Origin of the sequence: Paenibacillus sp. ATY16 (assembly GCF_003399985.2) — a bacterium.
Lineage (GTDB): Bacteria > Bacillota > Bacilli > Paenibacillales > Paenibacillaceae > Pristimantibacillus > Pristimantibacillus glycanilyticus.
The window spans coordinates 514,574-527,587 of record NZ_NMOK02000052.1 but is presented as its reverse complement, the minus strand read 5'-3'; the positions used below and the strand labels follow the sequence as shown (position 1 = coordinate 527,587).

General features: G+C 52.0%; 11 protein-coding genes. 2 read left to right on the top strand and 9 right to left on the bottom strand.

Annotated features, from left to right (window positions below; all coding sequences use genetic code 11):
• Window positions 1-343 precede the first annotated feature (343 nt).
• The 7 genes from CFI03_RS28135 to CFI03_RS28110 all read right to left on the bottom strand — a co-directional run bounded on the left by CFI03_RS28135 (window position 344) and on the right by CFI03_RS28110 (window position 6,282).
• On the bottom strand, window positions 344-1,141 hold the full coding sequence (locus tag CFI03_RS28135) for an HNH endonuclease (RefSeq protein ID WP_283094736.1): 798 nt from the start codon (window positions 1,139-1,141) through the stop codon (window positions 344-346).
• Window positions 1,142-1,193: 52 nt separating this feature from the next.
• Window positions 1,194-2,150, bottom strand: coding sequence for a 3'-5' exoribonuclease YhaM family protein (locus CFI03_RS28130; protein WP_248762439.1), 957 nt, complete (start codon window positions 2,148-2,150; stop codon window positions 1,194-1,196).
• A 166-nt stretch (window positions 2,151-2,316) separates the two neighbouring features.
• Window positions 2,317-2,871, bottom strand: a complete 555-nt coding sequence (locus tag CFI03_RS28125) for an S-layer homology domain-containing protein (RefSeq protein ID WP_248762438.1) — start codon at window positions 2,869-2,871, stop codon at window positions 2,317-2,319.
• 22 nt (window positions 2,872-2,893) lie between these two features.
• On the bottom strand, window positions 2,894-3,022 hold the full coding sequence (locus CFI03_RS31215) for a hypothetical protein (protein WP_283094712.1): 129 nt from the start codon (window positions 3,020-3,022) through the stop codon (window positions 2,894-2,896).
• A gap of 84 nt (window positions 3,023-3,106) precedes the next feature.
• Window positions 3,107-4,309, bottom strand: coding sequence for an MFS transporter (locus CFI03_RS28120; RefSeq protein WP_248762437.1), 1,203 nt, complete (start codon window positions 4,307-4,309; stop codon window positions 3,107-3,109).
• Between the two features lie 27 nt (window positions 4,310-4,336).
• On the bottom strand, window positions 4,337-5,464 hold the full coding sequence (locus CFI03_RS28115; RefSeq protein WP_248762436.1) for a Gfo/Idh/MocA family protein: 1,128 nt from the start codon (window positions 5,462-5,464) through the stop codon (window positions 4,337-4,339).
• Window positions 5,464-6,282 carry a sugar phosphate isomerase/epimerase family protein gene (locus CFI03_RS28110; protein WP_248762435.1) on the bottom strand — a complete coding sequence of 273 codons (819 nt, stop codon included), beginning with the start codon at window positions 6,280-6,282 and terminating at the stop codon, window positions 5,464-5,466. The genes CFI03_RS28115 and CFI03_RS28110 overlap by 1 nt, the downstream gene beginning before the upstream one ends.
• A 382-nt stretch (window positions 6,283-6,664) precedes the next feature.
• Between CFI03_RS28110 and CFI03_RS28105 the strand changes: the two genes are divergently transcribed.
• Window positions 6,665-9,547: a 2-oxoglutarate dehydrogenase E1 component gene (locus CFI03_RS28105; RefSeq protein WP_248762434.1), complete on the top strand. Its 2,883-nt coding sequence runs from the start codon at window positions 6,665-6,667 to the stop codon at window positions 9,545-9,547.
• 6 nt (window positions 9,548-9,553) lie between these two features.
• Window positions 9,554-10,801, top strand: coding sequence for a 2-oxoglutarate dehydrogenase complex dihydrolipoyllysine-residue succinyltransferase (gene odhB / locus CFI03_RS28100; protein WP_248762433.1), 1,248 nt, complete (start codon window positions 9,554-9,556; stop codon window positions 10,799-10,801).
• 55 nt (window positions 10,802-10,856) lie between these two features.
• Here the strand turns inward: odhB and CFI03_RS28095 are convergent, their stop codons facing one another.
• Both CFI03_RS28095 and CFI03_RS28090 read right to left on the bottom strand, forming a co-directional pair.
• Entirely contained in the window at window positions 10,857-11,588 is a 732-nt protein-coding gene (locus CFI03_RS28095; RefSeq protein ID WP_248762432.1) for a hypothetical protein, read from the bottom strand.
• Window positions 11,585-13,012, bottom strand: a complete 1,428-nt coding sequence (locus CFI03_RS28090) for a sensor histidine kinase (RefSeq protein ID WP_248762431.1) — start codon at window positions 13,010-13,012, stop codon at window positions 11,585-11,587. Before CFI03_RS28090 ends, CFI03_RS28095 begins: the two co-directional genes overlap by 4 nt.
• Window positions 13,013-13,014: the final 2 nt, after the last annotated feature.

Sequence of the window (13,014 nt, the reverse complement as noted above, 5' to 3'; positions counted from 1 at the left end):
ATCTTGGTACACAGACTATTTTACGTCATCCGTTTCGCAAACGAATAAAACCCTGCGAGGGTCTTATGTAGCTGGCCGCTGCTCTATTTTTATTAGATAAGACCCTGACAGGGTCTTATTTTGGCTACAACTCGTTTTCATTGTTTCAGCTGGTACCTCCCAGAGAGCCTATTTCCGTTTCGGGCGCCATCCTGCTCACATAAGGCCCCTAAAGGACCTTAAGCACCCTGTAGCGTGGCTTTTCAGCAACTTTAAGGTCCCTAAGGGACCTTAAGCCAAAAATAAAAGGGATGCGCGTAGCCCCGAGTCCCAGACTCGGCAGGCTACGCGCATCCCACTCTACTTAAAGCTCCCGCATAAATTCGTCAATATCTTTATCCGCTTTGGACTGATTACACTCATTGCAGGCGCATACGCAATTATCCGGCGTGGTATGGCCGCCCTTTGCGCGCGGCAGCATATGGTCGATGGTATCGCCGTATTGCCCGCAGAAATGGCAGGTGTAATTGTCTCTTGTCAGGATATAGCTCCGGAAATCCTTGTTACTGAACAATCGGCGGATCGTGGTCCGGTTCACGATAACGGCAGCCCGCTCCTTCACGAGCGTAACCGCAAGCTCCAGTTCAATCTCCTGGTGCCATCGCCGTCCTTTATCGGTCTTGCCGCGCATCCAGACCGTTCCTTTGCGCGTCGTCCGCAGCAGACTGGCATCCGTCGGCAAATAATTCGCCGGCAGCGGACGGGGACGGTATTTCCCGCCGGCTCCGGCAGTCCGCGCCGGAGCTTTGGACGGTCTAGGCCGTTTTGGTGCCACGGCAGGAGCAGCTGCCGCAGCTGGCTTTGAAGCAACAGCCTGCCCAACGGCATGCTCAGCTGGGCTTACCGGTACGGCTGTGGCCGCAACCGCCTCGGGCATCGCAGCCAATGGCGCTGCCGGCTGAACAGCCGCCTCTTGATTAGCGGCAGACACCGTAACCGGAGCGGTAATCCGGCTTCTAGTTTTCCGGCAGCTCCGGCAGGAACCGCGCCGTGAAGCCGGTCCCGAACGTCTGCCCGTACGGCGGAGAAAATCCGTCACCGGCTTTTGCTCCAGGCAATGCACGCATTGCTTATATTGAGTCGTTTGCAAGTTATCGGTCATCGGTAGTGCCGGGTGTTCGAGCACCCGCCTTTCACCCCATTACCCTTTATAATTACAGCTTCATCCGATAGATCGGTTTATTCTCCAGTCCGCGGACAACAGGCGTCCATGGCTCGCTTTCCGGAGTTGTCTGGAGGGCATCCTCGACCATTTGAAGCTTGGCGTCCATCGCATCGATATGATGCAGCGCCACGGCTTCCGCCGTTTGCGGCTGAACGGGACTCCCCCACTCTCCCAGATTATGATGAGACAGCACCATATGCTGCAATCCCAGCACTTTTTCCGAATCCAAATTAATATTGCAGCGGATGGCCGCTTCCGTAATCCAAGTCGACGCCAGCGAAATATGTCCCATCAGCTTACCCGAAAGGCTGTAGTCGGATACGATGCCAAGCTGCGCGATCATCTCCTCGGGCTTGGCGATATCATGAAGAATAATACCCGCTTTAAGCAGATCCGCGTCCAGGAACGGCCGCTGCTTGCACAGAAATTCCCCGATCTCCAGCATTCTGGCCATATGGTAAGCAAGTCCGGCAAAATACGCATGATGATGCGTCTTGGCTGCCGGGTAATGCGTCAGCTTTTCCTCCACCTTCGACACGCAATAAGCGACAATCGCCTTAATCTCCGTATCTTGAATACTGTCCTTCGCTTTATAGATCGTATCGATAAGTTCATTGGAAGCAACCGGCGCCGAACGGATAAAGTCTGTCAGCGTAATGCCGTCTGCATCTACTGCTGGACGCATGCGGGAAATCTTGATCTGAAGCTTCTCTCGGTACAAATGGACAATCCCCTGAACCTTAACGAGTCCCATCGTGAAAAAGGTTTCTTTGTCCTGCGAGGAGACATCCCAAAACTTAGCCCCCAGCTGCCCCGTACTATCGGCTAGTACAATATCGAAATAATCCTTTGGTGTTGTTGCATTGGTCTGTTTGACTTCCAGCTCTTTAAGCAAATAGAAGCCGGTAAAATCGTCCTGATTGCGAAGATCTTTAATTTGCGTCATTCGTGTTCCTCTCTCCAGCTGCCCATAACACTTGCGCAAAGATGCCGTCGTTATGGGACACATGATGCTCCTATTATACTATGAAATGACGCGCTGCGGCGCGATAAAAGAAAGAGGCTGTCCGCCCGACATTTTGTCGGATGGACAGCCTCTGCCTTTTTTACTCCTACGCTGTTGCCGGCGCCGAAGTCGCCGGTTCTTCGGGAGCCCCGGCTTCGCCGTTATCCTTATGCGTCTCTACAAATTCATGAGCCGCAAAAAGAATAGCAGCCGCTTCCGCGCGGTTTACGACTTGCTGCGGGTGGAAATTGCCTTCCGCGTCAAGCGCAACGATCTTGTACAGCAGCGCGCGCTGAATCGTTCCTTGATAATCTACCGTTATATCCTTCTCATCCTGGATGTTGATATACATCTTGATCAGCGGGTATTGGCCGGTTTTCTCAAGGGCCTGAACCAAATAATGAGCGAACTGCTCTCTGGTAAGCGGCTTATTCGGGTCGATGTCAGCCGGCAGATCCAGTCCGTTATAGTGCGCGATGACGAAGCTCTCCGCGTACCAGGCATCATTTTTCACATTGGTGAAAAAGCCGTCCGCGGTAGGAGCTTGATTGAAATCAATGGCGGCCAGGCTTAACTGCATCGTGCGGACGATCAGCTCAATCCCTTGCGCTCCCGTAAGGTTCTCTTCCGGATGGAACTCCGAGGAAGATACCCCTTTCACAATGCCAAGCTCCTGGAGAGCTTCAATTTGCGCGCGTGCCAGTATTGGCGATGTCCGTAAAGCTGGAATGATCGGCGGCAAGCGCCTGGCCGGATAACGCTCCGAACAAGACAGCGGCGGAAATGGCCGCGGCAGTGATGCGTTTTTTCATAATCGTATGTCCTCCTTCATCCTCTAAGCTGTGATATTGAACAGCTGTTCAAAGTTATGGACGAAGGTGCCTCGCTAAAGGTTGCTAAAAGCTGATTTCCCGCTTGTTCTTTTTGGCGGCCGTCATCCTCATATACAAATAAAGCAAGGTGAACCCGACCAGTCCGATTAACGCCATTCCCGTTCCGGTCCAATAGATGGACTTTGGCCCGACTTGCTGGAACAGATACCCGCCGAGAAATCCGGATGCGATTCCCGACAAGCCGCCCCATGTCAACGCATAGACCGCCTGCCCCGATGCCCGCAGCTCGCTGGGTACGAGAAGTGCCGTCAACTGCGTACCGATATAGTAGAAAGCTCCGAACGTCAGACAATGCAGCGCCTGGATGAAAATAATCTGCTCCGCGTTGCCCGCTCCCGCCATGAGGAACCAGCGAAGCGCATACAGCAGGCTGACGAGAATCAGGCAGCTGACCATCGTCCGGGCATGCTTGGACAAGTACCGGTCAAAGAGCAGGAATACCGGAATTTCGAAGACGGAGGACAAAAAGGCCGACCAGCCCACAAGATCCGTATGCCCGCCAAGCTCCGTCATGTACAATCCGATAAACGTTGTGTTCATCGAGTTCGGAATCGAGATCAGAAGCCCGATTACGAGAAACACGAGAAACACCCTGTTGCCGAGCATCTGCCGGTAATTTACGCCCTGAGCCGTCTTTGGCGAGGATCCTCTTGGCAGAGTAAAAGCGAATCCGATCGCGATCAGCATCATAATCGTATACACCAGCCATAGCCGGCTGATGCCAATCTGCCCGAGTATCGGCCCCGTAACCAGAGCAAGTATCGCCCATCCGCAGGATCCCCATAACCGGAATGCCCCGAACTTGTGGCGCGTCCCTTCGATGCTGTTCAGGATCAGGCTGTTGCTCTGCGAGAACAACGGCATCTGGAAAAAGAAAAAGAGCAGCATGCAGCCAAATATAAACGCGTAGGAATCGCTTAAAAAAACGAGCTGCATCGCGACAAGATTGCCGACCAGCATCAGTATAAGGATCAGCCGGATATTGCGAGTCCGGTCGCTCAAATAACCCCATAACGGGTTGGCAATAAGCGACACGATAGGGCCGCCTGCCATAAGAGCCCCGATCTTCAGCGGATTAATTCCGATCGACTGCAAGTAAAGGGCAAAAAACGTGCTGTAGACCGCTATCGTTCCGTAACTGAAAAAATTGAACGCCTTAATAAAGTGAAAGCTTCTTCTTTCTATTTTTCCTTCTATCTCACTCATGTTGTCCATCACCGCTTTCTTTGCAGCCTAGACGGGAATAGCCGTTGAGCTTGACCGGGCGATGACTTCCTCCGCCGTCACTTCGCGGCCGAGCTCCTCCGATAAATAAATCCCTTCGCTGATCAGCATCGTACGCAGCGCAATATCGGCTGTCGGCAGCAGCGGAACCCTTCCTTGCAGTGCCGCAATCCAGTGATGCTGCGAGGAGTCGTAAGCGTCTTCATTCCCGCGAAGCCGGTGCCAGCGCAAATCCATCATGTCCAGGTCAATCGTGCTATCCATATCGATATCGCAAACCGTGCTATGGTAGCTGAATGGCTGGGAGGCTTCGCCCGGCAGTCCGTTAGGCAATCTGACGCCTCCTTCCGAACCAAGAATGCTGCTTCCCTCAAAGCTTCCCATATGAACCGACCAAGCTTCGATCAGGTCAAGCGTTAAACCGCCCTTGAACCGGATAAAGCCGGCGGCCAGCTCCTCTACGTTAAACCCGCTGCTATTCTTGCGTTCCTCCAGCATCGCCATCTCCTGATACACCTTGCCCGAGATTCGTTCTACTTCCGGATTGCCAAGCAAATAGAGCAGCTGTGCCACATGGTATACGCCCATATCGAGCAGAGCGCCTCCGGCAGCCGTTTCTTTGCGGGTGAAAAAGGGCGTCCCGTACCCGTCTACATACGGACGGTTTCTGCGGCGGAAGCCGGTGGACCGCGCATGGTACAGCCTGCCAAGCTTGCCGCCGTCAATCAGCGTTTTGGCTGCTTTCGTATCCTTGCCGTACAGCGTAAACAGCTGAACATGCAGCAGCTTGCCCGTTTCCTCCGCCGCCTCCAGCATTCTTCTGCCGTCCTCGTAAGTACCGGCGATCGGCTTCTCGCAATACACATGCTTGCCGGCCTCGAGCGCGGCAATCGTGACGGGAGCATGGAAGTTATTGTGCAGGCAGACATCAACCGCAACGATATCCTCGCGCCCAATCAGCTCGCGATAATCCGAGTATACATGCGGGATCCCGTATTGCTCGGCTACCCTTCTGGCCTCCGCCTCGTTTACGTCGCATACCGCGATAATCTGGGCGCCGGCGATCTGTCGGTACTTCTCGATATGCTGCTTGCCGATCTGGCCAACGCCGATAATCCCGATTTTAACCGTTTCCATTACCCTTCACTCCTTAAGTCAGCTTCGTCCGCAAGCAGCTTCTTCACCATGCCGAGCAGCCTCTCCGTCTCCAGATACTGCCGCTTCGCCGCGTTGTATTCAATTCCCCAATATCCCTTGTAACCCGCATCCTTCAATGTTGAGATCGTATTCAAAGCATCGCCGGATACGGCGGTTTTTTCATCGAAATGGGTATGGTAGGCCCACGGCGCAACCAGCCTGTCGCCTTCTTTAGGGTCGGCTTTCCACCGTCCGAGATGGACCAGGAAGCCAAAGGCCGGGTGGTCGACCGCTTCGGCGATCCGTTTCATTTCGCGCGGCAGCAGCGATGCGCCCATATGGTTCTCGGGGCCGATCAGGAAACCGTTATCCGACGCAAATTGCGCAAACTCCCTGTATGTCCGGACCGTATAATCGAATTGCTCCTCCGTCATCGTCTCCACGTCATGATAGCTGCCGCCGGTATCTATCCGGACGGTCTTCGCGCCGAGAATGACCGATGCGCGCAAATGCACAATCGCGTTATCATAAAGCCGTTGTCGCACCCCAGGATCCGGATCCCACAGATGAGCGCCGTCGACGGCGAAGTTGACCACCGACATTTCCTTTTCGTCCAAAGCCTCGCGGATTTTGCGGATATAGCTTTCCTCTGCAAGCTGATAGATCGGCCCCGTGCTGCGGTCTATAAAGAAGCCGTTCCACAGATCGGCGACATCCAGCTTGTAACGGTATTTGACCGTTTCCAAATAGCCGAATACATCCATTTTCCCTTCCAGGTACGTGTTGTTAAACGAATAGCCTCCAATTGATACGTTCACGATTCCTCACTCCCGCTGATCAATATGTCCATCCCCTTCCATTATAGGGCTTGAACAGCGCGAAAAAGGGATATTTTTGGCGGCTTGCGGGGTAAATTTCTATTCGCCTTGCAACGCAAGAAGAAGGATCGTTCTCGAAAATGAATGCCTTTTATAAGAAAACAGCAGCTTTCTGCGGCGCTCACGTGTTGGATATTGCCAATATGAGCATAATAAGAAGGAAAAATGCCGCCCGCCAAGCCGAATCAATCTATATTCAAGATAATAATGATACATATTCGTTATTTAAGTTTTAAGGCCTGTTTATAATATAATGGATGCATAAGTAAGTTCTAATTTCCGTCCCTTTGAACTTCAAAATCCTAGACGGAGGTATCTGTCGATGTCATCTGGCAATTTACACAAGCAAGATCCTTGGGCTTCCTATTATGGGCCCAACCTTGGTTACGTCCAAGAACAATACGAACTGTTTAAACAAGACCCTGAATCCGTCGTAGCCGAGTATCGCGAGCTGTTCGAGCAATATGGCGAACCGCCTCAATACGCAGGCCAAACGGCAGCACCAATCGTAACCGCGCAAGCTTCCGGCGGCGCGGCAATCGATGCCAAAGTCCTTCAAAACCTAGTAGCGGCTGGTAAGCTTGTATGGAACATACGCGCTTTCGGCCATTTAGCTGCGGATATCGACCCGCTCGGTATCAGTCCTAAGGTAAGCACCAACATGCTGGAACTTGAAACATACGGTCTAACGCAAGCCGATCTCGCTGCCCTCCCGGCAGAGCTTGTCTGGACGAAAGCTCCCGCTGACGTTAAAAACGGCTGGGACGCGATCGAGAAGCTTCGCAAAGCTTACACCGGAACAATCGCTTACGAGTTCAGCCACGTTCATAACGAAGAAGAACGCGCATGGCTGAAGCAACGCGTAGAGAAAGAAAATCCGGGAACCAAGCTGAATACGGAAGAACGCAAGAAGGTTCTGACGAAGCTGTTCGAAGCCGAACAATTCGAGGATTTCCTGCAACGCACATTCGTTGGCCAGAAACGCTTCTCGGTTGAAGGCAACGACGTTCTCGTAGCTCTCATTGACGAGATGGTCCATGAGCTGTCCAATGACGGCGTTAAACATATTCTGATGGGCATGGCTCACCGGGGCCGCCTGAATATTCTGGCGCATGTGCTCGGCAAGCCTTACAGCAAGATTTTCTCCGAATTCCATAATGCAACGAACAAGAAAATGAGTCCGTCCGAAGGCTCCATCGGCATCAACTACGGCTGGACCGGCGACGTGAAATATCACCTTGGCGCGAACCGTTCGATCGGTACGGGCGAAACGGTTAAGACCCGCATTACGCTGGCTAACAACCCGAGCCACCTGGAGTACGTGAACCCGGTTGTCGACGGCTTCACCCGCGCGGCGCAGGATGACCGCACGGCTCCAGGCTATCCGAAGCAGAACGCGGATCTTGCCGCTGCGATCATTATGCACGGCGACGCCGCTTTCCCGGGCGAAGGCATCGTGGCGGAGACCATGAACCTGTCGCAGCTTAACGGCTACGCGCATGGCGGTACGCTTCATATTATCGTCAACAACAAAATCGGCTTCACTACGGAGAGCCACGATTCCCGTTCGACGCATTACGCAAGCGACGTTGCGAAAGGCTACGAAATTCCTATCGTACACGTCAATGCCGATGACCCTGATGCGGTAATCGCGGCGGCCCGCATGGCAAGCGAATACCGTACGAAGTTCAAAAAGGATTTCCTGATCGACCTGATCGGCTACCGTAAATACGGTCACAACGAAACGGACGATCCGGAAACAACGCAACCTACGATTTACAAAAAAGTAAAAGCTCATCCGACGGTAAGCCGTATCTTTACGGACAAACTGGTTGCGGAAGGCGCGATTACCGAGCAAGAAGCAGAAGGCCTGAAGCAAGAAGTTATCGGCCGTCTGAAAGCAGCTTACGAGGAAATGAAGAGCCGCGAGGGCCAAGAGCCGGTTCATCAAACGCAAGGCCTGCCTAACGATCTGGCAACCGGCGAAGCGGTAGCTCCTATCTCGGTTGAAACCCTTCGCGAGATCAACGCCAACCTGCTGAAATGGCCGGAGAACTTCAAGGTTTATCCGAAGCTGCAACGCATCTTGGAACGCCGCGCAACGGCTGTGAACGACGGCGAGAAAATGGATTGGGGCCATGCCGAGACGCTTGCGTTCGCATCGATTCTGGCGGAAGGCAAGCCGATCCGCATCAGCGGCCAGGACGTAGAACGCGCAACGTTCGCACACCGTAACCTGGTGCTGCATGATGCCGAGACTGGCGACACGTTCTGCCCTCTCCATCACCTGCCTGAAGCGAAAGCATCGTTTGCGATTCATAACAGTCCGCTTTCCGAAGCAGCCGTGCTTGGCTTCGAATACGGGTACAACGTACACGCTCCGGAGACTATGGTCATCTGGGAAGCGCAGTACGGTGACTTCACTAACGTTGCGCAAGTACTGATCGATCAGTTCATTTCCGCCGGCCGTGCAAAATGGCAGCAAAAATCGAGCCTGATCATGATGCTTCCGCACGGTTACGAAGGTCAAGGACCGGAGCACTCCAGCGCTCGTCTGGAACGCTTCCTGCAGTTGTCCGCCGAAGAGAACTGGACGGTTGTGAACCTGTCCAGCGCGGCGAACTACTTCCATCTGCTTCGCCGCCAAGCTTCGATCACGGAAAGCGATGCCGCTCGTCCGCTGATCATCATGGCACCGAAGAGCTTGATCCGCAACCCTCGCGTAGCCGCGGAAATTTCCGAGCTGAGCAACGGTTCGTTCAAGTCCGTTATCGAGCAAAAAGGTCTTGGCGCGAAGCCGGACCGCGTAGAACGTCTCGTTCTTGCGACTGGCAAAATGGCCATTGATATTGAAGAAGCGATCGAGAAAAACGGCGATCAAGAGCTGGATTGGCTGCATGTCGTACGCGTTGAGCAGCTGTATCCGTTCCCTGAGAAAGAAATCGCGGCGATTATCGAACGCCTGCCGAATCTGAAGGAAATCGTCTGGGTGCAAGAAGAGCCGCAAAACATGGGTTCGTGGTTCTACATGGAGCCTCGTCTGCGCAAAATCGCGCCAGCCGCTGCAAGCGTAAGCTACATCGGCCGTCCCGAGCGCTCGAGTACGGCAAGCGGCTTCCAGCAAGTACACAGCTTCGAGCAGCAGCACATTTTATTGCAAACTTTAAAATACAGTCCGACGTTGACATATAACACAGGGAGGTAAGCTCACGTGCAACAAATTATAGTACCGGCAATGGGTGAATCAATTACGGAGGGCACAATCTCCAAATGGGTCGTTAAAGTAGGAGACGCCGTTAAACAAGGCGACGTGCTTCTTGAGCTTGAAACAGACAAAGTAAACATCGAAATCAGCGCTGAGCAAGACGGCGTTCTGCAAGAAATCGTGAAAAACGAAGGCGACACCGTTGAAATCGGTGAAGTCATCGGCACAATCGGAGCTGGCAGCGGCGCTGCCGCTCCGGCACCGGCTGCTCCGGCAGCTGAAGCAGCGCCTGCACCGGCAGCCGCTCCGGCTCCTGCAGCTCCAGCTCCAGCTGCTGCTCCTGCTACAGCGGTAGCCGTTGCTCCGGCACCTGCGGCTGACAGCCACCTGAATGCTTCTCCTGCAGCCCGCAAGCTTGCAAGAGAAAAAGGCATCGACATCAGCGAAGCGCAATCGACGCTTGGACGCGTTGAGCTTCGCCCTGCGGCTCCTGCACCTGCAGCAGCACCGGCTCCAGCTGCAAAAGCGGCTCAACCGGAATTTACGTCGAACAAGCCTTACACTCGTACGAAAATGTCCCGCCGCCGCGCGACAATCGCTAACCGCCTCGTTGAAGCGCAGCATACGGCAGCTATGCTGACTACGTTCAACGAAGTGGATATGACAGCGATCATGGACGTTCGCAAACGCCGTAAGCAATCGTTCCTGGACAAACACGAAGTTGGTCTCGGCTTTATGTCCTTCTTCACGAAAGCGGTTGTTGGCGCTCTGAAAGAGTTCCCTAACCTGAATGCTGAAATCAACAACGGCGATATCATCGCTAAACAATACTACGATATCGGTATCGCGGTATCGGCTAAAGAAGGTCTGGTTGTTCCGGTCGTGCGTGACGCGGACCGCCTGAGCTTCGCAGAGATCGAGAAATCGATCGTATCCCTGGCTAAAAAAGCGCGCGACAACTCGCTGTCGCTGGATGAACTGCAAGGCGGTACATTCACGATCACGAACGGCGGTACATTCGGATCGCTCTTGTCGACGCCAATCCTGAACGCTCCGCAAGTCGGCATCCTGGGAATGCACAAAATCCAGCTTCGTCCGGTAGCAATCGACGCAGAACGTTCGGAGAACCGTCCGATGATGTACATCGCCCTCACTTACGATCACCGTATCGTTGACGGCTCGGAAGCCGTACGCTTCCTTGTAAAAGTAAAAGAAATGCTTGAAGATCCGGAAACCCTGTTGCTCGAAGGCTAAGAGAAGACGGGCCGTACCTGGTCATTATGACTTGGGTACGGCCCTTTTTTATTTTCTATTTTGGATAACCGTTTTTCAATTTCGCTGTCCAGGTAAGCAGCGCCATGATATCCTTACTAAATCCCGTTATCCTGTTCTCCTTTAAATCCTCCTCGATTACATATCTCACGCGATCGTCTTTCAGATTCCTGTATGCATAGGTAACTTCCCTATTTTCGAAAACCATTTTTTCTACCTGCTCGAGCTCCTCCGATTTTAACCCCTGCTTCTCTTGAAGGAACTTATCTATCGTACTTGAATCAAGCTCGATCGTTTTCAGGTCGGACAATCCATTCGCCTGATTTGGATTCGAGATTTTTAATACTCCACCGGTTCCCGCATTCAATACAAGCTCGTATCTTTGGTTGCTTGTCGAGGTAATGGTCAAATAAAACAAACCCTCGGGTACCTCTTTAAGCATCGCTTCTGCATCTTTTCTTTCATCCGATTGTATATTCTGCTCAACGAGCCCCTTAAGCGCGTTTATATCCACCACCTTCACTTCGAATTGAGCCTGATCGGCCGAAAGCCGCACTCCGAAATACTTTTCAAGCGCATTCAGCCCAAGTGACTTTGTGGATTCCACGGCAAGGACTCCCCTCGGCATAGCAATTTCATTATTTTTATTGTTTTCCTCGATTCTCTTAACCATTACGACATTCTTGGGGACGGGATTCATAAGGGATCCACAGCCGGTCATCAGAAGCAGCAGTGCAAACGCTAAGAAAAAACAGGCTAACTTGTTCATAGTGCTGCTCCTCTCCGGCTGAACGTGATACTAAACGTGGTTCCCTGTTCCGGTACACTTCTCACGCTTATTGCGGCATTGTGCAGCGTCGCTATGCTCTGGCAAAGCGAAAGCCCCAGGCCGGCGCCGTTGTTTCTCCTGGTTCGGGCTTTATCCGTCATATAGAACGGTTCGAATATGCGATCCAGATGCTCGCTTTCAATCCCTATCCCTTCATCTTCGATTTCCAGGATACAATTTGCGCCCTGACGGAATGTACGGATCACGATGCTTTGGCATTCCGACGAAGCTTTGATCGCATTGTCAACGAGATTAAAGATTAGAATCTTCATCAAATCTTTCTCCAGCGGCAGACGGGCTGACTCACAGCAAGTCTTTATCGCTATTCGTTTTTCCCTTGCTTTCATTTCCATTGCGGGTTTTATCTCCGCAAGGATCGAGCATATATCCGTATCCTCCATCGGATACTCGGTTCCTTCGAGCATGATTAAATTCATCAGCTTAAAGGAAAGGGATTCAAGCCGCTTTCCCTCGGCTAAGATCACATTTAATCCATCCAGCAGCTGGGCAGCATCTGTTTTTGCCGTTCGAAGGTAGTCCGCATAACCGATAATCGATGTTAATGGCGTTCTTAGCTCATGTGTAAAATTATCGATAAACAATTGCTTTTCCCGGTTGAGTCTCTCCAAATCTTTGATTTTATCCTCTATTACCGATGCCATAGTATTGAAATTGTTGGCTAATACGCCGATTTCATCCTTCGATCCTGATTCCGCGCGCTCGGAAAAAGCTCCGGCTGCGATAAACTGAGCCGTGCGAATTAGACGGTGTATAGGAGTGGTCAGCCTTCTGCTGACGATAAACATGATCATCATGTAAGCGGAACAAGCGACAATATCGACCTTTAGGTAAAATTGATACTGATCCATACGCTCCCGGTAAACGGATGTGATATCTTCCATATACGTAAATGTATATATTTTCCGATTTATTTCCGTAAGGTTGGACGTAAACAGGATGGTTCGGTTTCCGACATCCCGCAAAATATACCTGATTTCATCTGTATTCAGCTTTTCTGTTTCTGCCCGATTCATGGGCATTTCAAAGTCAATGTTGTTATAGACGCTTTTTCCTTTATCATCCTTAATCGTCATATAGACGCCTTCGTCACCAACCTTTCCAACGAATGCTTTAGCAATATTCGCAAGCACGTTTTCCTCGTACTGCTCGGAATCGTAAATAAGGACGACCGGCAATATGGCGTCTACGCTTGAATGAATATTCATATTCTGGCTTAACGCATTATTGATTTCGCGAGTGAGTATCTTCCCGTGATTTCGTTCAATGACGATAACGGAGGTGACATTGAAGATAAGGAAAAATACCAGAATCGAATACGTGAAAATCTTTAGCCAAAACCTCATGG